Raw genomic sequence first — 20,066 nt, 5'->3', positions numbered from 1 at the left:
TCGTCGGTGGCGAATTTGCGCAGTAATATTTCTTTTATGACCGGCAGCAATTGGTTCCATTTCAGCTTGCCCTGCTTATTGCCGGTGACGTTGATAATGCCGGTATTAAACAAATCGGGCCAGCGGGCAAGATGCGCCTGCCAAACATATTTATCGTCAGGCCGAATATAATTTGCCGTATTTTCACTTTCCGACGCTTTATTACAAGGTTGAAATCCTTCAAATGCCACGGCATTGTCCAGCGTTGTTTTCAGTAATGCATCATCCCGGATATCGCTTTTGCTTCTGGTGTCTACGCCATTTGTCGGCAATGGCGTTTTTACCCACCAGGTGGGCGCGCAGTCGCCAAATATAGTGTCGGTGCCGGTATGCCTTCTGTAGCCCTCCATCAGCCTGGCGAAATACCAATAGGCGGCATACCCGCCCCCCGATACGGAAGAAATCACATCCACATGTTCCAATACGCCCGACCTGCTCAGGCCGGATAAAATACCCAGCGAGAAATAGGCCGCGCGGGTGCCGCCTCCAGATAATGCCAAACCTATGCGCGGGCGGGCATGACCCGCGTTTTCCAACGCATAATCGCATTCGATTGACGCTTGGGTGGTCAACGGCAAGGGAGTACGTTGAAATACGCCGGTGGCGCCCGGAGGCTGGCATAAGGCCAGTACTGGAGCCGAAAATAAAAACGAAGAGACCAGTATTATTATTTTCATTATTATAATCTTATTGAAAATATGATTTTTACATTTAAAATCCCCTGCCGGTTATAAGTCAATATTCAAATCTGGCATTTGAATTGTCCTATCAATTAATTACTTGAAGTGACGGTAGTTAGGTAGAAACTTTCTCTCTCCTTTTCGGAATTTTATCAGCGCGCCGGCAAAACGGCCCGCACGGCAAGCCGCCCACGGGATGGAATGTGACGGCGCGCAATGTATCAATTTTATACCGCTTAACAGCCATGGCTATAAAATATAGCCATGGCTATACTTAATCCCATGTTTTTATTGTCTTTTTTTTCACGCCGGAACGCTGTATCATCCTCTCTTTCCCTGATTAACCGGTAGATGCCCACCGCGCGGGATGAACAGCGGCGGGATCGATACCTGGCAACACCCGGTAATAAAAAATGAATATGTACGCCACCCTGATCCTTGCCTTCGCCATGTCGATGGACGCGTTTGCCGCCTCTATCGGCAAAGGGGCGACGCTCGAACGCCCGGGGCTGAAAGAGGCGCTGAGAACCGGTGCCATATTCGGCGCGGTGGAGGCCATCACGCCGGTGATCGGTTGGGTGATGGGCATTGCCGCCAGCAAGTACATTATAGCCTGGGATCATTGGGTCGCCTTTACGCTGCTCGGTATCCTGGGCGGCAGAATGGTTATCCACGGCTGCTTGAAAAAAACCACGGAACAACAGCCGCCGCGCGCCAAGCATAGCTTCTGGCTGCTGGTCACCACGGCGATCGCCACCAGCCTGGATGCCATGGCGGTAGGGGTGGGCCTGGCGTTCCTGCAGGTCAATATCCTCACTACCGCGCTTGCCATCGGCTCGGCTACGCTTGTGATGGCGTCATCCGGCGTGCTGCTGGGCCGCTTCCTGGGACCGGTAATGGGTAAATGGGCCGAGATCCTGGGCGGCGTGGTGCTGGTCGGCATCGGCTGCCATATTCTGATCGAACACCTCGGCCTGTTCGGCTAAGCGCTTTAGCTTCATTACCCAATCACCCGCGCTGCATTCTGCACGCTGTTTACCCCTTCCGGCCAAATCCCATTCCCCCCGCGCGTGGCCCAAAGCGCGCCCGCGACGCTTGGCTGGCGACAATGCCTTATTCGGCAAAGCCCTGGGGGCCGATGGCTTTGGCCAGGTAATCTATAAAAGATTGGATACGGGAAGACAGCGCCGTATTTCGATAATACACCGCGTTAATCGGCTGACGGATATCCAGCGTCTGCCGCTCTAACAACTGGCGCAACCGCCCGTCCCGGCGATCGGCGCGCGTCATGAAATCCGACAGACAGGTTATGCCGGCGCCGCTGAGCGCCAGTTGCCGCAGCGTTTCTCCACTTGACGAGCGGATAGCCGGCTGGATATGCAGCGGCAGTCCGCTTTCATTCAGTAACGGCCATTCGTTCAGCGCTTCGGGTTGGTTAAAACCCAGTAAGGTATGCCGGGATAGTTCCGCCACGCTTTGCACAGTGCCGTGCGCGGCCAGATAAGCGGGACTGGCGAGCACGCGGACGCGGCTGTTGCCGATAAGCCGGGCGTGCAACGTGGAGTCTTTCAAGTGGCCGATACGGATTGCCAAATCGGTGCGTCTTTCCAGCAAATCGATAATGCCCTCATTACTGTTCAGCTCCAGCTCCATCTGGGGATAACGCTCGCAAAATCCCGCTATCAGCGGCACGATGACATGCAGCATAAACGGCGAGGCGGCATCCACGCGCAACAGCCCGGACGGCTGGTTGCGCCGCATGGACATCAGTTCCTCCGTCTCCTCGACGGCCGAAACGATATGCCGGGCGCGCTCCAGAAAGGCCTTGCCCTCCTCCGTCAGTTCCAGCCGGCGCGTGGTGCGCCTGAGCAGCGTGGTGTGCAGTTTCTCCTCCAGCCGCCCGAGGGTGCGGCTGGTAGCGGAAATGGTTTGATCCAGCTGCGCGGCGGCGGCGGTGATGGAACCACTGTCCACCACCGCGATAAAGGCCTGCATTTCATCAAGCGTCGTTTTCATATTTGACTTATTATCAAATATCTTGGCCGGATAAGCCACTTTTATGAAAAATATCCCCCTCCCGGCGGCGAGGGCAAAGGTGGCGGATGCGGAGCGTTTTTTTTTACGGCGGATTTATGCCGGTTTTGCCGGAAAAAACAGGCTGAACCGGGTGCGGCGCTTACCGCTTTGCGCATGCCACCGGCCCTGATGCAGCACCATTATGCTGCGGACAATGGACAACCCCAGGCCGCTGGCGCCGGCGTCGCCGGCGCGCGAAGCGTCCGCGCGATAGAAGCGGTCGAACAGGCGCTCAAGATGATGCGGCGCAATATCCGGGCCGGCGTTCTCCACGCTGATGGTGGTCCCTTCCGGACGCTGCTCGGCCCGCAGCACAATCGCCGTGCCGGTATCGGCATAATGCACCGCGTTGGCCAGCAGGTTGGCCAGGGCGCGGCGCAGCAGCTCGGGATCGGCCCACACGGTGGCGCCGTTGCGCTCACAGGCCAGCGTCAGGCCGCGTTCCTCGGCCGGCCCCTCAAAATAATCGCTCAACCGCCCGAACTCGGCGGTTAACGGCAAGGCCGCGCGCTCGATGGCATGGCCCGCGTCCCCGGCCCGGGCCAGAAACAGCATATTATCGATCATTCTTGCCAGGCGTTGCAGCTCTTCAAAGTTCGAGCCCAGCAGGTTTTCATAATAATCAGTATCACGTTTGAACCGCATCGCCACTTCCGTTTGCCCGAGCAATATGCCGATCGGCGTGCGCAGATCATGGGCCATATCGGCCGACACCTGGCTAAGCTGGCGAAAGTTGATTTCCAGCCGCTCCAGCATGCTGTTAAACGCCTCGATCAGCTGCCGCAGTTCGGACGGCGCACGGGTGATGCCGATACGCCGGGACAGATAGTGAATATCCATCGATGCGGTCTCAGCGGCCAGCCGGCGCAACGGCGTCAAGCCCCGGCGGATGAAGAACCAGGCCAGCAGCGCGGTAAGCCATGTGGCGGCCGTCGCAACCAGGATAATCTGGTTGCGGTACATGGCAAGGGTACGGGTGCGCTCCGACATCAGCCGCCCGGTGGTAATGGTGACCTGATAAGGCGCCCTTGAGATGTTCGCCAGGGCGGACGCGGAGATAAAAGGAATGCCGTCGGCGGTAACCGCATGGTGTACCGCGGCAAGCGTCAGCGGCGCGCCGGCCGGCACCGGAGTGATTCGCGGGATGGGCGAGCGGCCGGGATTGACTTCCATCAGGGGCGTCCCGTCGGGAAAACGCAACACCAGTAAAGACTCCGTGTTGCCCAGCATATTGGCAAACAGGCCGGGCTTATCATGAATCAACGTCATGACGTCTTCATTAAGCAACAGCGTGCGGATCTGCTCAACGCGGGTGATCAACGCACCGTCGTCGCGGATAATCAGCTGCTGCTCCAGGGTACGGTACAGCGCGTAACCGACGGTCGCCATAACCAGCATCACCAGGACCGCCAGCGACAGCGTCAGGCGGGAGGTAAGCGAAAGACGTTTCATGCCTGCTCTTCACAACGGTAACCCACCCCATGCACGGTATGGATCAGCGGTGTGCCGAACGGCTCGTCTATTTTTTGCCGCAACCGCCGCACCGCCACGTCCACCACGTTGGTGTCGCTGTCAAAATTCATATCCCATACCCTTGATGCAATCAACGAGCGGGTCAGCACCTGCCCCGGACTCAGCAAAAACAAATGCAGCAGGTTAAACTCCTTGTTGGTAAGGTCGACGCGCACGCCGTTGCGCACCACGCGCCGTTTGGCGACATCCATCTGTAAATCGGCGACGGACAGCACGTCATCCTGTCGGCCCTGTCCCTTGCGCCGTAAAACAATCCGGATGCGCGCCAGCAGTTCCGCAAAGGAGAAAGGTTTTACCAGGTAATCGTCCGCGCCCAGTTCCAGCCCCTTCAGCTTATCCTCCAGGGTGCCTTTGGCGGTGAGGAAGATAACCGGGGTATCAATCCGCTTGTCCATGACCTCCATCACCGACCAGCCGTCCATGCCCGGCATCATCACATCCAGCAGGATCAGGTCATAGCGATCTTCCAGGGCCATATGCAGGCCGTCCAGGCCGCCCGACGCCACGTCGACCACATAACCGGATTCGGTCAGGCCGTTGCGCATATAGTCCCGAGCCTTGGGCTCATCTTCGATGACGAGTATTTTCATATGATCTCCGGCGCGGCCTGGCGCGGCCACGGTTTAGTCTAGCGCATGCAGCGCCGCCTGCTCTATCAGCGCAGCCACCTCTTTCGGGTGCGATTCGTAGACCGAATGGCTTGCCCCAGGGATTTCCACCGTATGGCTATGGGCGCGCGCCGCATACATCCGTTCCAGGTCGGGACTGATGATTTTGTCGGCTTGCGCCACCATGTACCAACTCGGTTTGGTTTTCCAGGCCGGATCGGCAATATTGGCGGTAAACACGCCGGCCGAGGTCGGCATCTGCGCCCGCGCCTCGAATTCGGCCTGCCCGCGCGGCAGATCGGCGGCAAAATCGGCCGGATAATAGGCCGGGTTTATATACAGGTAACCGTCGGCCGTTTTGGCGAAAGGCCGGGCGGTATTGGGCAGCTTTTTACCATTGCTGGCCTCGGTCTCGCCATTGTCCAGGGCGTGGGCCGCAATATATACCAGGCCGGCGACATGGGGATCATTCCCCGCCTCGGTAATGATGGCGCCGCCATAACTATGCCCCACCAGCACCGCCGGACCGTCCTGCAGCGCTAAAATACGTTTGGTGGCGGCCACATCTTCCGGGAATGACGTCAGCGGCTCCTGCACCAGGGTAACCTTATACCCGTCTTTAGTTAAAATATCATACACCGGACGCCAGCCCGCGCCGACGACAAACGCGCCGTGGACCAGGACGATATTTCTGACCGGGGCGGCCTGGGCCGTCGCCATGCCCGCCGAAAGCAACAGGGCGGCGGCGACAGCGGATGACAACAGCGTACGGGTTAACATGACGCGCATAATAATAAACTCCTTATAACGTGGGGACAGTGGTCTGTACCACTGCTTCAATGACGAAGTTTACCGAAGCGGCGCTGACGCCGGCCTGACGCAATCATTACAAAGTTCTGACAACGCCGTTGCACATCAGCGGCCGGCCTCGACCGCTTTGGCCCCGCCGCCCAGGAATTATTCGCGGGGTCCCGGTCTGGCGAAATAGCATATTCCGCCTTCTGGCGTGCGATATAAGTGATACTTTTAGCCATCCAGCCAGGTTTTATCCCAGTAAAGATCACAAAAAAAAAGCGTAAGGACATAGTCAAGGAACCGCGGGAAGCATGATTTTTCTTTGGCCGGCCGGGATTACCCCCCTCGCCATTATTCCCCGGTTAGCGGGGATAACGCGCTAGCCCGCGCCGCGCCGTTAAGCCGCGCCACTAATGCCGGACGCCGTGATAGGCGATATAATCGCCGGATTAAAAAGGATGTCCTGATGACCAGAAAAACACAATTTACCGCGCAGTTCAGGCGAGAGGCCGCAAGCCTGGTACTCGATAAAAGCCAAACCTACAAGGAAGCCTGTGACGCCACCGGGGTGAATGAAAACATGCTGTATCGCTGGGTCGCCCAGCTGCGCGCGGAGCGCAGCGGCAGCCCGCCTGCGGGCATGGCGCAAACGCCGGATCAGCAGCGTATCCAGGAGCTGGAGGAACGTATCAGATGCCTTGAAATGGAAAGGGATATCCTGAAAAAAGCCGCCGCGCTGTTGATAACGGACGACTTTAAAAGCATGCCGCGATGACGCGGTTTTGACGGTGAAGGCAGGAAAATGACCGGTCCTTCGGCACCCCGATGCCTGGCGCGCCCAGGGCCGGCTGCGCCGTTATGGTTTTCGCCTCCGCCATCAGTTTCCCGCCGGGAACCGTTAAAATAACGCAAAGCAACGGACTGGATTTATCTGGCCGGGTATCGCCTTATTAACGCCAAAAAGCGTCCTCTCATTGCGCAAGAATGAATACCCCGCGGTTTACCGTATCAAATATCAGGATAATTAATTCACATGCTATTTTATGTCAATAAGAAGCCGTTAATATTTTTACGTTAGATAATTTATTTATATATATCATTGCTAAATATTTGACTATCGCAATGCATATCAACTTAATGCCGCGTTGTTAATTGATGGCGATAACGGCAAAGCCTATAATCTCATTACGCCCGAGTCAAATGATTATCTTAACAATCTTGCGGAAATCAAGAATGTCAAGAACCGCGACTATTACTCATATTCGCTAAGCGCGCCCAGGCGTTTTTCCATCCATAAGCCCGCTATTGACCGGAATGGTTTTCACAGGATGTGGCAACGCCACTGATAATTTCCCAGGGAGTGCGAATGAAAAAAATATCATGGTTATTGTTTATTATATTAATTACAAGTTTGACGGCGGGCGCAAAACAATCCCGGGAGGCTACCCTGCATGCCGCCGGGCACCATCCGGAGAGGATCCAGCATTGCAGCGCGTTATTACCTCCCGGGCATAAATATAAAATTGATATCCAGGTTTTAGTGGATAAAAAATCGGACGCGTTTGCGGATATTATTACTAAACAACTGAATATTAGCGATGATACCCATAAAACGGTCGATAACCATCGCAAAAAAGAGGTCCAACCCTTTATACAATGTATTATTGACAATGTGTTGTAACATCGGGGGCATACCTTATTTTGCCGGCCACAGCGCCAGCGCCATATCCGCCATGGCGTCAAGCGTGGCAAAGTCGGCGCCGTCCCGGGCCTGAATGGACATCCCCTGCTGGATGCCGACATACATCCGAGCCAGCGCCGCCGTATCGGTATCCGCCGCCAGCTCCCGCTCCGCCACCGCCCGATCCAGGCGGGCGGTCAGTTTATCGATACCCTGCTGGCGCGAGCGTTTCACCAGCTCGCCCGGGCGGACATGACCTTCACTGGCCACGTTCGACAGCGTCACCATACAGCCTGACGGGCATTCTTGGCGCGTCAGTATGCGCGCCGAGCGTTTCAGCCATTCCCCCACGCCTTCACGTACGCTCGACGCGGTGTCCAGCGGCGACCAGAGCTGCGGCGCGATACATTTTTCATAATGTTCGATGGCTTCCAGGAACAGGTCTTCCTTGCTGTTGAATGCGGCGTACAGGCTCGGCGAATTAATGTCCATGACCTGGTAAAGGTCCGCCATCGACGTCGCGGTGTAGCCCTTCTGCCAAAATAACCTCATTGCCGCGGTCAACGCCGCCTCGCGATCAAAACCCCTGGGTCGTCCTCGTGCCGCCATAACCTGCGCCTGCCCTCATTCATTTTGTGCCAATCAGTATAATAATACCCTTGACCCTTGGAGGCAATTCCGTTTAAGTTATTTTTGTATCGATCAACACACAAAGAGGAAATGAACATGAATTCATTGCAAGGCAAACGCGCGCTGGTCACCGGCGCCAGTCGCGGTTTAGGCAAGGCCATGGCGATTTCGCTGGCGCAGGCCGGTGCCGACGTGGCAATTACCTATGAAAAATCCGCCGACAAGGCCCGCGAGGTGGTGCAAGAGATTGAGCGGCTTGGCCGCAAGGGGCTGGCCATCCAGGCCGACAGCGCGTCGTCCGGCGCGGTTCGCGATGCGGTGAGTCAAACCGTGGCCGGGCTGGGCGGTCTCGATATCCTGGTTAATAACGCGGGCATCGCGCGCGGCGGCATGCTCGAAGATCTGGCGCTTGAAGATATCGACGCCATGATCAACGTCAATATCCGCGGCCTGGTGGTCGCCACCCAGGCGGCGCTGCCCCATCTCGGGCAAGGCGGCCGCATCATCAATATCGGCAGCTGTCTGGCCGAGCGGGTCGCCATGCCGGGCATCGCCGTGTACGCCATGACCAAATCGGCCCTGTTGTCGCTCACCCGTGGCCTGGCGCGGGATCTGGGTCCGCGCGGCATTACCGTTAACCTGGTACACCCCGGCCCCACCGATAGCGATATGAACCCGGCCGACGGCGAAGGCGCCGAAACGCAGCGCCAGTTTATCGCGCTCGGCCACTACGGCAAGGCTGCCGACGTCGCGGCCGCCGTCACCTTCCTGGCGTCTCCCGCCGCGGCGCATATCACCGGCACCGGCATCAACGTGGACGGCGGCATTAACGCCTGATCCCAGGGTTTTCGTTCGCATAGCAAGGGCGGGAGGACTGGCGGCAAACCACATGCCTCCTCCAGCCCATGGGTAGCGCAGGTATCAATACGTTGTTATACACCCTCATTTACCCAGCAGCGCCAACGCATTCTCGCGCTGCTCGTTAGAATACAAATGCGTGACATCACGGGATCCGCAAGAGGCGCATACCGTGGCATACTTGGGTTGTTTTAATCCCACCTTTATCAATAATTCCTGCAACGGATTCTCACCGGACAGCGGCCGGTATTGGGTGCGCACCAATTTCTGGCAAGACTTGCAAACGCTGAGCGAAAGAAAATCACCCGGCACATTATTGTTAAGCAATAGGATAAAATGCCGCGCCAGTTTCTCAATAAAGCTGTTTTTGTTTTTCAAGGTCAAATCGGAGTTTTCATAGGCATAGTCGCCGCGGTAAAGCAGATGAATGTCTTCAACCACGCGATGCCAAAGCGAATAAATACTGGCGTTGTCGCATTCGTAACGATTGATGTCCGCCAATTGATTTGCCGCCTGCTCGGGATCCCGTCGCCTGTCGATGATCTGATGACAAAGGAACAGGGCGTATCTTCTCAGGCCGCTGTCCCTGTCCGGCCGGCTTTCACCGAGTTCCTGCAAGGCATGGACAAAAAAATGCTCAATCTTGCTTCTATCGGGCCGGCCGGCCACGCCAAGCCTTGCCAGGTTCCGGACGCTTGGCGCATCAATACCGGCACACAGTTGGTCTTCCGCCCAGCGTATACATTCGTCGTGGTAGGATTTGCCCAGAAATTTCAGGCCCCATATTTCATCCAACGTCATTGCACACCTCCCTGTCTGTAAAAGTGAGACCTTGCCGCTCAACAAAAGGACAATAGATCACCCCTGGCCAGCCCACGATAACTATAGTGGAGGCGGGCTACCCTTCAAGACCTACCACAGTTTAACGGTGGGCGTGGCAAACAAAACGACAACCAATCCCCGGTCCGACTTTGTGAAGGTCACGCTTTTTTAAACCGTTGGCGCCGATATCCGCTTCACACTGGGATTGGCGGGTTTAGCGAACGGTTAACCGCGCCTGGAACCCAAGCCAAAGCGATGCCTGCGTTTTGTCGGCCAGAGAAAAAACCTCACCAAGAATCATTTGGCATTAGAAATAAAAACGCTCACCCACAACATGAAAATAAATAATCGATTGTCTGTTAGGATATTGATGAACGCCACCTGTCGCCAAACATCAAAATTATAATAAAAAAATAAACTCAACACACTATTTTTAAATAAATCACATAGACCATAAATGCAACCATTCATCAACTTTAACGTATTTAATTAAGGTAATTATTTATACTCAAATAAATAACTTACATTATTCCTTTTGATAAGGCGATTAGATGAAAAGTAAGCGATCGGGCATTTCACCTTGTTGAGAATGTAGACGTATTCATGGCTACGATAGTTGTAGCTTTCATTTCTGATGAATACGACCAATAACGCAGCCGTTATCACCTTAAAAAATGTGTTAACTTTTCGTTAATCGTCTTAAGGCGTTTTTAACATGATCACTTATGGATATTGCCATGTTCTCGCTAAACCCCGCAGGGAGATCTTGTGCGGTTTTTTCTAATGCTGTGTTGGTATTAGTTATCACATCATCAATAATATTTTCCATCAAACCTTTATCATATCCAACTTTCTCGGCGGTTGAGAGCCAGTGCCTTTTATAAATAGTGTTCCAATGATAATGGGTATTTGTACCATAGACCGCCATCGCCATTTTTATCTTCTTTTTTTGAATATTCCCTTGCCCAAAGTAAGGATAAGCTGACATGACATCGTAAATGGGTGTTAACTCATATCCTGTAGGTCTAAGAAATAAGCTGAAATTTTTGGCATGGCCATCGATAGCGGCTAATAGCCAAAATAGTAACTGACATTTCATAAAAATTTCGCGATCCGTCATTGGCCGCGCTGAAGTGAGTAGCAGTTCCATTATATCTTTAACCCCCGGGCCACCCTTATCCTGATACTTACTACCGCTGCTTTTTCCGAGGGCCTGGCACATATCTTCTTGGGGCAATCGGAAAATTTTCCCCTGCGCTAACAAGCGATCAAAGCGCGTTACCACTAGGACCCTCTGTTCTTCGAATGACTGTATGTAAACTTGGGGGACGGGGATAGCCATATGCTGCAAAAACCGCAGGCAAAAGAATTCGTTATCAACGCTATTTGATAAATCTAGCTGCATTTGTTTATGCATATTTATTGAAGGCTTAATAATATGCGTAGTCGGCGTTTGGCCGTACGGCTTGCACCAGTGGCCATCCCACCATGTCAGCGCCGTTTTTTCCTGTGCCCCGGCCAGTGAAATACGGAAATCATCGTCTTCTTCCATACCTAACATATTGGTAATGCGGGATTGGCGGATCACCTGTGCCACGTCTTCCGTTGCCAGTTTTTTCACCGTGATTTCAGGGTGGGTGTACTGGAGCTTTTGAGAAGTTATAGATAATGCACCTACACAATCAGCACCGATGATTTCCAGCAGGTCAAAGGGATGGGTACTTGCCGCGCCCAGGCTGTCGACGATGTTCTTTCTGATATTATCATTATCGGGGAGAAGGTTCTCAAAATAGGCATGTACCGCCTCAGTATGCTGTTCCTCACGCGCAAGAGGGATACTAAGCGAAATCGGGCGTCCTTGCCGGTGGTTTAGCCAGGTTTCAACATATTGGAAACTCATCCTGCCCTGTCGCCGGGTAATCACGCCTACCGGGATGCCATTCATTGAACAATAGAGCTGCTGGTACAGCGCTTTTCTGCCCATCACCACATGTCCTCACTGGTCTTTGAAGCGATGCTTTCCTCGGCCATCAATTTCAGCTCCAGCGCGGCGCATACCGCCAGCAGCCGCGACAGTTTGGCGCTGCCGGGGTCATGTTCCAGCAACGAGATGTCTTTTTGCAGCATATGGACTTGCCGGCCAAGATCTGCCTGTGTCCAGCCTTTCTTGATACGCGTATCGCGGATCATGCGGCCTAAACTGTGCGGATTTTGAATGTAAACCTTCATTGAGGTGCCCCCTGCCTGACGCATTATACATATACAGTATATTCTTGAAATATACAAATATCGTATAAACGTGTTTTATACATATTTTGTATAAATAAAAAATATACCCATTGTGCATAAAAAGCAAAGTGAGCCAGGGCATCACGGGGCTTTTAACATAAGTTCGTACAGCGCCCTTGTTGTTCGGCAGCGATGAAATCAGAAGCGAAATAGACGTCATCCAAGGCAGATGATCAATAAAAAAGGGCCGTCGCCGGCCCTTATTCACTGTGTCCGATGTATCGATCACACTTCGCTCTCCTCCACCGCCACCTTCTTTTTCGCGGTAAAGTTATAAATCACCAGCAGCACAAACACCCCCGATATCGCCATGGTAATGGTGCCTTTATCCATAAAGCGCGCCATGTTGCCAAGGATAATCCCCAGCACGCCAAAATCGGTATCCGAAAAGGTGGTATTGCTCAGACCCATGGCGCCGAGCACCGGTAGCAGGGCTACCGGCAGGAAGGTAATCAATATCCCATGGACAAAGGCCCCCGCCATGGCGCCGCGCCTGCCGCCGGTGGCATTGCCGAACACGCCGGCGGTGGCGCCGCAGAAAAAGTGCGGGACCACGCCCGGCAGGATAAGAACCCAGTGTAGCTGGCCCAGGAAAAACAGCCCCACCAGGCCGCCGATAAAGCTGAAAATAAAGCCAAGCAGGACGGCGTTGGGCGCATAAGGATACACAATCGGGCAGTCCAGCGCCGGGCGGGCGTTAGGCACCAGCTTTTCCGAAAAGCCGGTAAAGGCGGGAACGATTTCCGCTAATATCAGGCGCACGCCTTGCAGGATGATAAAAACGCCGGCGGCAAAGGTTATCGCCTGGACAAAGGAGTAAACCAGGTAGTTTTGGCCATGGCTGAAATTGCTTTCCACATACTCTTTACCGGCCGAAATCGACAAGACCAGGTAAATGATCATCATGGTGATGGAAATAGAGATGGTGCTGTCGCGCAAAAAACTCAGGTTTTTCGGCATGTTCATCTCTTCGGTGGATTTGGATCCCTTGCCCACCACCGAGCCTATCCAGCCGGATAGCACATAACCGATAGTGCCGGTATGCGCCAGGGCCACCTCGTCGTGGCCGATTATTTTTCGCATATACGGCTGGGCCATCGCCGGGAAACTCGCCATCAGCAGGCCTAATGTCAGGGAGCCGGTATAAATCAGCTGCACCCCCGAAAAACCGGCCACCGACAGTATAATCGCCACCATACAAGCCATATAGAAGGTGACATGGCCGGAAAGATAAATATATTTCAGGCGGGTAAAGCGCGCGACGATGATATTGGCCACCATGCCGAAGGCCATGATAAGCGTGGTCGAGGCGCCATATTTTTCCAGGGCGATGGAAACGATGGCTTCATTATTAGGAATAATGCCCTGAACATCAAAAGCCTGTTTAAAGATATCCCCCAGCGGCGCCAGCGAACCGACCAGAACCGATGCCCCGCCGGCCAGCACCAAAAACCCCAGGATTGTTTTTACCGTGCCCTTGATAACGTCGGGGAAAGGTTTTTTCTGAGCGACCAGGCCGAACAGCGCCACCAGTCCTACTAAGATAGACGGCACCTTGAGCACGTCGACGACTACCTGTAAAAGGTTTTGTATAAACATAACAACCTCAGCGGTAAGATTTATAACCTGTTATTTATTCTGAAAAAATTCGTTTATTTTTGTTTCCAGCTCTTTGATGTCGATGATGCTGTTAACAATAATAAGCTTGTTTTCAGGTAGGTTGGCGCTATAGGCGATATCCCGACCCATAACAAACACGTCGGCCGCGTCCGGTGTGACCGAACCCAGATCCGAATGCTCAACGTCCGCGGAAATGTTCAGCTTTTTCAAGACCTTCTTGATATTCATTTCCATCATAAAACTGCTGCCTAAGCCCGCGCCGCACACCGCCATAATTTTCATGCATCACCTCGTTGGTCATAGAGATTAAGTGTCGATACTCAGTTAACGCTGTTCACGATGTTGATTAATTCCGTCCGATCCTGCGCGTTAAATACGGTGTCCATCAGCGCGTCGTCCGATAAAAATTCCGCCAATTGGGCTATCAGCTCCACATGGCTGTTACCGTCGGGCGCGGCAAACATCACCACAAAATCAACCGGATCGTTTTCCCGCGCGCCAAACTCCACGCCGTGGCGCAGCTTCAGGATCGACAAACCCAGCTTATGGGCGCCTTCCTCTGGACGCGCATGCGGCATGGCGATGCGCGGGGCGATAACAAAATAGGGGCCGATGGCCTCTTTTTGCCTGATGATGTTTTCCACGTAGTCGGCGGTAATGGTGCCATCCGCCAATAACGGCCGAGCCACCCTTGCGATGGCTTCACGCCAGTCGCCGACGGCGTTGACATACTGAATGCGATCTTCATTTAACCATGTGGATAAAGCTGCCATATTCAACCTGTTCAATTGATGGAAATTGGATGCCGTTAGCACCCTCTGCCTTGCCGGAAACGGCGGGCGCGTGGGGCCTTAATCGGCCAGCACGGCGCGGGCGGCCGCCAGGGCGTTATCCTGGGTGAAGCCGAAATGGGCGAACAGTACCGCCGCCGGCGCCGATTCGCCGAAGCTGTCCATGCCGAGCACCTTGCCGTCCAGCCCCGCATACCCTTGCCAAAACCCGGCGATACTGGCTTCAATCACCAGGCGCTTGCGCACCGCGATGGGCAGCACGCTCTCGCGCCAGGCCGCGTCCTGTTTTTCGAAACGTTCCACGCAGGGCAGGGATACCACGCGTACCCGTTTGCCCGCCTGGGTGAGTTCCCGAGCGGCATGGACGGCCAGCTCGATCTCCGACCCGCTGGAGATAATGATAAGTTCGGGAATGCCGCCGCAATCACGCAGCACGTAGCCGCCGCGGGCGATATCCGCCAACTGTTGCGCGTTCCTGGGCTGCTGCTCAAGCGGTTGGCGGGTAAATACCAGCGCGCTGGGACCGTCGATGCGTTCAATGGCCTGCTGCCAGGACACGGCGGCCTCCACCCGATCGCAGCCGCGCCAGGTTTCCATATTCGGCGTCAGGCGCAGCGCGGCGAGCTGTTCCACCGGCTGATGCGTCGGACCGTCCTCGCCCAAGCCAATGGAATCATGAGTATAGACAAAGATGCTGCGGATTCTCATTAACGCGGCCATGCGCACGGCGTTGCGCGCGTATTCCATAAACATCAGGAAAGTGCCGCCGTAAGGGATAAAGCCGCCGTGCAGCGCCACGCCGTTCATGATGGCGGACATGCCGAATTCGCGTACCCCGTAGGAGATATAATTGCCCGAGGCATCATCAGGCGTGATATCGCGCGCCTGGTTATGGCGGGTTAAATTGGAAGGCGAGAGGTCCGCCGAACCGCCCAGCAGCTCCGGCAGCCATTGGATAAACTGATTGAGCGCCTGCTGGCTGGCCTGGCGGGTGGCCAGATTGGCCGGGCTATCCTGTAACCGGCGAATATAATCCTGGCTTAAGGCGCGCCAGTCCGCCGGCAGGGTTTTCTGGCTGCGCCGTAATAACCCGGCGGCTTCTTCGGGATATTTCTCGCCATAACGCGTAAACAGATCCCGCCATTCGGCCTGAACGGCGGCGCCTTTTTCACGCGCGTCCCAATGGGCGTAGATATCGGGCGGGATCTCGAATGCGCCATAGGGCCACCCCAGGTTTTCCCTGACCAGCGCCACTTCCGCCTCGCCCAATGCCGAACCATGGCTGTCATGGCTGTTGGCCTTATTGGGCGAACCGTAGCCGATGGTGGTTTTACAGCAGATAAGCGTGGGTTTTTGCCGCTCGTTTCTGGCCTGCTCCAGCGCCGCCGCCACCTGGCGCGGATGATGCCCGTCGATATTGTCGATCACCTGCCAGCCGTAGGCGCGGAAACGGGCCGGGGTATCATCGCTGAACCAGCCGTCGACATGGCCGTCGATAGAGATATTGTTGTTATCCCATAACGCGATAAGTTTGCCGAGTTTAAGGGTGCCGGCAAGCGAGCAGGCCTCATGGGAAATGCCCTCCATCAGGCAACCATCGCCCAGAAACGCATAGGTGAAATGATCCACCACCGCAAAGCCGTCCCGGTTAAACCGCGCGGCCAGCGCCTTTTCCGCCAGGGCCATGCCCACCGCGTTTGCCATGCCCTGGCCCAGCGGCCCGGAGGTGGTTTCCACGCCGGGGGTGTAGCCGTATTCAGGATGCCCCGGGGTTTTTGCATGCAGTTGGCGGAAATTTTTCAGGTCCTCAATGCTGAGGTCATAGCCGGTCAGATGGAGCAAAGCGTAAAGCAGCATCGAGCTATGGCCGTTGGACAGCACAAACCGGTCGCGGTTGATCCACTGCGGGTCCGCCGGATTGTGTGTTAAAAATTCGCGCCATAGCACGGTCGCCATATCCGCCATGCCCAGCGGGGCGCCGGGATGGCCTGAGTTCGCCTTCTGCACCGCATCGATACTCAGAAACCTGATGGCGTTCGCCAACTGCTTTTCTTCCACGACTTCCCCCTGTTGATAGCAGTATGTACATGTTTAATTTGTATAGTCATCTTTAGGATGCACCTGGACGTGACTATACACAAGAGGTAAGCTTGCAAAGATGAACAGACAGGATTGCTTTACTGTAAAGCTGTTAACTTGATCACAATTTTCACGAGCAAGGCGCCGGAAAGTGATTTTTTGTCTCCCGGCCCGTAAACATTGCCATTGATACGCACAACCGATAACGCGGCGGAAGAGTTAGAGATGACCGACAATATTACGGAAAAACAGAAAGGGGTTATCGACTATATCCTCGCCAAAATCAAAGAAGAGGATCTGCAGCCCGGGGATAAGCTGGACACTGAAATCGCCATTGCCAAGGCATTGTGCCTCACCCGCGCCACGGTGCGCGAGGCGACAAGGATCCTTATCGATCAGCGCAGGATTTATCGCATCAAGGGGTCGGGTATTTATATTGGTTCAATCGGTAAAAATAACCAGTCCGGACGGTTCCATGCGCTATCCCCTTTTGATTACCAGGCGCAGAAAGGCGGGCATCGCGCCGGCCGAAAGGTGATTTCCGCCAGTATCGTCACCGTGCCCGATGCGGCGATGGCCCAGGCGTTGCGCATCAAAAATAGCGATTCGGTATATAAAATACTTCGGCTGATGAGCTTCGACGACATCCCGGTGTCACTGGAATATATCCATTTCCCGGTATCGCTGTTTAATTCGATAGAATTCAGCGAGCTGGAGAATTCCAAATATTCATATATCGAGCGGATCACCGGTAAAAAGGTGTATAAACGCGATCAAAACTTCCATGCGTTCAACGCAACGGATGAAGAGATGATGAAGCTGATGAATATAAAGCCTCATGACGCCATGATGGAATTGTACGAAGTGGTTTATCTGGAAGACGGCACGCCGTTTGAAGTGAATATCGCCATCGTGAATACCAATATGCTGCATCTGAGCCAGGTTTCGGTGCGCGGCGATTAATCATGGCGTTTAAAGGGTCGGCGCCCTTGCTGCAGGCGCCGATCACATCTAAAAATCAAGACCGGTTATAACTTACGCCTGCGCCAGCTGTTTTAGCCACAGCACCCCGCGCTCCGGCGACGTGAGCACCGGGATCGCCGGCGGCGTCGAGAGCGTCTGGAGCACGCGCGCCATGGAGGCCTGCGCCAGCATCACCACATCGCTATTGGCCAGCGCATCGCGCAGGCCGGCGGCAACGATGCGGTCATGGGCGGCGTTGTCGCCGGCCAGCAGCGCGGTGAACGCCTCGGGCATCAGTTTTGGTATTATCTCCAGTTCCTTACCGGCCGCGGCGGCCTTGCGGCGCACAAAGTCCAGCGTCGGCTCCAGGGTGGTGGCGACGGTGGCGAGTACGGCGATGCGCCCGCCCAGGGCGATGGCCTCCTCCACCATGGCGGTGTCGATCCGCGTCAGTTGCATGCTGGTCATAAACTGGCATTGTTCGACCGCGCCGCCGATGGATGAGCAGGCGGTCATGAAAATCTCGCACCCCGCAAGTTGGGCATTAGCGATATAACCCGCGATGCGGGCGCTGATGTCGGCGCTTACGCCGCCGTGCTTCATCACCTGTTTTATCATCGAGTCTTCAACAATATGCATCACCTCGGCCTGCGGCATATGATCGGCCAGCAGGGTCTGCATCATGCCAAGCGTCGCGGCGCTGGTATGGAATAGGGCAATTTTTTTCATGGTGTTATCCTTTACGTAATCAGGTAAACGCGGATTATTGCGCCAGCTCATGTACCCACTGGGCAACCTTTAGCGCCGCCTCATGGTCTTCCGCCGCCGATAAGCCGCCCACCGCCACGGCGCCGAGGCAGCGTTTGCCGGCGTCAAACAAGGGTATGCCGCCGGGCAGCGCGGTAAAGCGATCGTCGCCGAAATAGCCGATATCCAGCCGTTCGGTTTGCAGGCGCTGCAAAAAAGCGTCGGTGGCCGAACCCAGGCGGCTGCTGGTGTAGGCTTTGCGCTGCGTCAGCTCTATGGTCATGAGCTTGGCGCCGTCCATGCGGGCGAAGGCCAGTAAAAATCCCTGCGGGTCGCATACCGCCACGCTGAGCGGGCGGTTCTGGTAGTCGGTTTTCGCCAGCGTCAGCGCATGGTCGACGGCGGATGACGCGATGGCCGAGGTAAGATGAGTCAACATACAATGTCCTTATGAGTGGGATTCGGTGACGGAAGCGGACTGTGGCGCCACGGTGGCCCGCGCCCGTTGCCGGTTCTGATCTTGTTTGCGCCAGTAATTCGCCAGCAGCGAGCCGGTGACGTTGCCAAGCGGCGTCATTACCGCCGACGCCAGGCCGACCGTCGCCAGTTTGCCCATGGCGGCCGCCAGGCCGGAGGCCATGCCGCCGTTCTGTAAGCCCACTTCAAAGGCGATGGTGCGCGAGGATTCCACATCCAGGCGGAACACCCAGCGGCTCATGGTGTAACCGATAAGGAACCCGCCGCAGTTATGGATAAGCATCGCCACGCACAGCAGCACGCCAACCTGCACCAGATTGTCGCGGCCGGCGGCGGCGGCGGTGGTGGTGAAAAAGATAATGCCCATCATGGAAACCTTCGGCATCACCTGTTTGACCTTATCGGATTTGGTGGTCAGCCAGTTGTAGAACAGACTCCAGATAATGGCGCCGGCAAAGAAGTTGGCCACCACCGCCAGCATCTGCGCGTCGGCGGACGCCGCCTCGAACTGCCGATCCCAGCCGCCGAATACCATATACAGCAGCCACAACGCGCACAGGCCGGCAATGAACCGCACCACCCGGGTGGCGCGCGCGCCGGCATAGGTTTTCAGGTAGTCGTGCAAAATGGCGGCGCCGATGGGGATCATCACAATCTTGATAACATCCATCACCATCGACATCAGGTGCACTTCTATCAGCGAACCGGCCAGCAGGTTAACCCACAGCGGCGTCATTACGGTTGCGACCAGGGTCGACACGGCGGTTACCGAGATGGCCAGCGCCAGGTTGGCATTGGCGATATAGACCATCACCGTGGACGACAGGCCGCTGGAACAGGAGCCGATAAGGATGATGCCCACCGCCACTTCCGGCGGGAAATGAAACAGCAGCGTCAGGGAATACCCGAGCAGCGGCATGATTAAAAAATGGCAGAACGTGCCGACAAACACCGCCCAGGGCATTTTCGCCACATCGGCAAAATCCTTAATGGTGAGCTTGGTGCCCATGCTGAACATCGTCGCCTGGATAACCAGGAACACGATCCACTTATGGGTAATATTAAAACCACCCCAGATGATCAGATCTTTTGAGTAAATCATCGCCGCGACAAAGCCGGCAATAATCCACAGGGTAAACTGATAGCTGCGCAATCCCGGCCAGTAACCCGCGCCGACGGCGGCGCCGGTAATAAATATCACCAATCCCGGATGCCATAATCCGCTGGATTGCGTGACAAGCCCAGCAATGGACAGCAATACGCCCAATGCTGAAACGACTAATCCGGCTTTATAGACAGACGTGCTGATAGCCATGTAAGACCTCACTTGCCGCAAAAGGAATGCGGCACGTTAATAATAGGGTAAGAAGAAAGGTTA

21 protein-coding genes are annotated in these 20,066 nt (G+C 55.1%); 5 read left to right on the top strand and 16 right to left on the bottom strand.

Annotated features, from left to right (window positions below; translation table 11 throughout):
- On the bottom strand, positions 1–716 hold a 716-nt coding region (locus VGC33_RS02760), incomplete at its 3' end, for a patatin-like phospholipase family protein (RefSeq protein ID WP_331118790.1).
- 416 nt (positions 717–1,132) lie between these two features.
- Here VGC33_RS02760 and mntP point away from each other — a divergent pair.
- Positions 1,133–1,705 (top strand): manganese efflux pump MntP, encoded by a 573-nt coding sequence (gene mntP, locus VGC33_RS02755; protein WP_331118788.1) that lies wholly within the window; start codon positions 1,133–1,135, stop codon positions 1,703–1,705.
- Positions 1,706–1,832: 127 nt separating this feature from the next.
- Here mntP and VGC33_RS02750 read toward each other — a convergent pair whose 3' ends face one another.
- The 4 genes from VGC33_RS02750 to VGC33_RS02735 form a co-directional block, all read right to left on the bottom strand.
- Positions 1,833–2,735 carry a LysR substrate-binding domain-containing protein gene (locus VGC33_RS02750; RefSeq protein ID WP_331118786.1) on the bottom strand — a complete coding sequence of 301 codons (903 nt, stop codon included), beginning with the start codon at positions 2,733–2,735 and terminating at the stop codon, positions 1,833–1,835.
- 114 nt (positions 2,736–2,849) lie between these two features.
- On the bottom strand, positions 2,850–4,247 hold the full coding sequence (locus tag VGC33_RS02745) for a heavy metal sensor histidine kinase (RefSeq protein WP_331118785.1): 1,398 nt from the start codon (positions 4,245–4,247) through the stop codon (positions 2,850–2,852).
- Entirely contained in the window at positions 4,244–4,918 is a 675-nt protein-coding gene (locus VGC33_RS02740; protein ID WP_331118783.1) for a heavy metal response regulator transcription factor, read from the bottom strand. The genes VGC33_RS02745 and VGC33_RS02740 overlap by 4 nt, the downstream gene beginning before the upstream one ends.
- A 33-nt stretch (positions 4,919–4,951) precedes the next feature.
- The gene (locus tag VGC33_RS02735; protein ID WP_331118781.1) at positions 4,952–5,725 is read right to left on the bottom strand and encodes an alpha/beta hydrolase; all 774 of its coding nucleotides are present in this window, start codon (positions 5,723–5,725) and stop codon (positions 4,952–4,954) included.
- A 472-nt stretch (positions 5,726–6,197) separates the two neighbouring features.
- Here VGC33_RS02735 and VGC33_RS02730 point away from each other — a divergent pair, with 472 nt between their 5' ends.
- Positions 6,198–6,506, top strand: coding sequence for a transposase (locus VGC33_RS02730; protein WP_331118779.1), 309 nt, complete (start codon positions 6,198–6,200; stop codon positions 6,504–6,506).
- A gap of 591 nt (positions 6,507–7,097) precedes the next feature.
- Positions 7,098–7,412, top strand: coding sequence for a hypothetical protein (locus tag VGC33_RS02725; RefSeq protein WP_331118776.1), 315 nt, complete (start codon positions 7,098–7,100; stop codon positions 7,410–7,412).
- A gap of 15 nt (positions 7,413–7,427) precedes the next feature.
- On the opposite strand, the gene VGC33_RS02720 is transcribed toward VGC33_RS02725, so the two are convergent.
- Entirely contained in the window at positions 7,428–8,021 is a 594-nt protein-coding gene (locus VGC33_RS02720) for a TetR/AcrR family transcriptional regulator (protein WP_331118774.1), read from the bottom strand.
- Between the two features lie 117 nt (positions 8,022–8,138).
- Here VGC33_RS02720 and VGC33_RS02715 point away from each other — a divergent pair, with 117 nt between their 5' ends.
- Entirely contained in the window at positions 8,139–8,879 is a 741-nt protein-coding gene (locus tag VGC33_RS02715) for an SDR family NAD(P)-dependent oxidoreductase (protein WP_414636875.1), read from the top strand.
- A gap of 105 nt (positions 8,880–8,984) precedes the next feature.
- Here the strand turns inward: VGC33_RS02715 and VGC33_RS02710 are convergent, their stop codons facing one another.
- From VGC33_RS02710 to tkt, 7 genes are all read right to left on the bottom strand, one after another.
- The gene (locus VGC33_RS02710; RefSeq protein WP_331118769.1) at positions 8,985–9,701 is read right to left on the bottom strand and encodes a hypothetical protein; all 717 of its coding nucleotides are present in this window, start codon (positions 9,699–9,701) and stop codon (positions 8,985–8,987) included.
- Positions 9,702–10,401: 700 nt separating this feature from the next.
- Positions 10,402–11,706, bottom strand: coding sequence for a type II toxin-antitoxin system HipA family toxin (locus VGC33_RS02705; RefSeq protein WP_331118767.1), 1,305 nt, complete (start codon positions 11,704–11,706; stop codon positions 10,402–10,404).
- On the bottom strand, positions 11,706–11,951 hold the full coding sequence (locus VGC33_RS02700) for a helix-turn-helix domain-containing protein (RefSeq protein WP_331118765.1): 246 nt from the start codon (positions 11,949–11,951) through the stop codon (positions 11,706–11,708). Before VGC33_RS02700 ends, VGC33_RS02705 begins: the two co-directional genes overlap by 1 nt.
- Before the next feature lie 285 nt (positions 11,952–12,236).
- A complete protein-coding gene (gene ulaA / locus VGC33_RS02695) occupies positions 12,237–13,610 on the bottom strand; it encodes a PTS ascorbate transporter subunit IIC (protein ID WP_331118763.1) in 1,374 nt (457 codons plus the stop codon).
- Positions 13,611–13,640: 30 nt separating this feature from the next.
- Positions 13,641–13,913: a PTS sugar transporter subunit IIB gene (locus tag VGC33_RS02690; protein WP_331118761.1), complete on the bottom strand. Its 273-nt coding sequence runs from the start codon at positions 13,911–13,913 to the stop codon at positions 13,641–13,643.
- Between the two features lie 38 nt (positions 13,914–13,951).
- The gene (locus VGC33_RS02685; protein WP_331118759.1) at positions 13,952–14,404 is read right to left on the bottom strand and encodes a PTS sugar transporter subunit IIA; all 453 of its coding nucleotides are present in this window, start codon (positions 14,402–14,404) and stop codon (positions 13,952–13,954) included.
- Positions 14,405–14,482: 78 nt separating this feature from the next.
- On the bottom strand, positions 14,483–16,480 hold the full coding sequence (tkt, locus tag VGC33_RS02680) for a transketolase (RefSeq protein ID WP_331118757.1): 1,998 nt from the start codon (positions 16,478–16,480) through the stop codon (positions 14,483–14,485).
- 246 nt (positions 16,481–16,726) lie between these two features.
- On the opposite strand from tkt, the gene VGC33_RS02675 reads away from it, so the two are divergent.
- Complete coding sequence (locus VGC33_RS02675) at positions 16,727–17,464, top strand: GntR family transcriptional regulator (RefSeq protein ID WP_331118755.1); 738 nt, start codon at positions 16,727–16,729, stop codon at positions 17,462–17,464.
- A 72-nt stretch (positions 17,465–17,536) separates the two neighbouring features.
- On the opposite strand, the gene VGC33_RS02670 is transcribed toward VGC33_RS02675, so the two are convergent.
- From VGC33_RS02670 to VGC33_RS02660, 3 genes are read right to left on the bottom strand one after another with little or no spacing between them, the layout of a single operon-like run.
- Positions 17,537–18,193 (bottom strand): aspartate/glutamate racemase family protein, encoded by a 657-nt coding sequence (locus tag VGC33_RS02670; protein WP_331118753.1) that lies wholly within the window; start codon positions 18,191–18,193, stop codon positions 17,537–17,539.
- 34 nt (positions 18,194–18,227) lie between these two features.
- On the bottom strand, positions 18,228–18,650 hold the full coding sequence (locus VGC33_RS02665; RefSeq protein ID WP_331118751.1) for a GlcG/HbpS family heme-binding protein: 423 nt from the start codon (positions 18,648–18,650) through the stop codon (positions 18,228–18,230).
- A gap of 9 nt (positions 18,651–18,659) precedes the next feature.
- The gene (locus VGC33_RS02660) at positions 18,660–20,003 is read right to left on the bottom strand and encodes a bile acid:sodium symporter family protein (RefSeq protein WP_331118749.1); all 1,344 of its coding nucleotides are present in this window, start codon (positions 20,001–20,003) and stop codon (positions 18,660–18,662) included.
- Between the last annotated feature and the right edge of the window lie 63 nt (positions 20,004–20,066).

Origin of the sequence: Acerihabitans sp. (assembly GCF_036398755.1) — a bacterium.
Classification (GTDB): domain Bacteria; phylum Pseudomonadota; class Gammaproteobacteria; order Enterobacterales; family Enterobacteriaceae; genus Acerihabitans.
The sequence above is the reverse complement of the archived record's forward strand: the minus strand, read 5'-3'. Positions and strand labels throughout refer to the sequence as shown.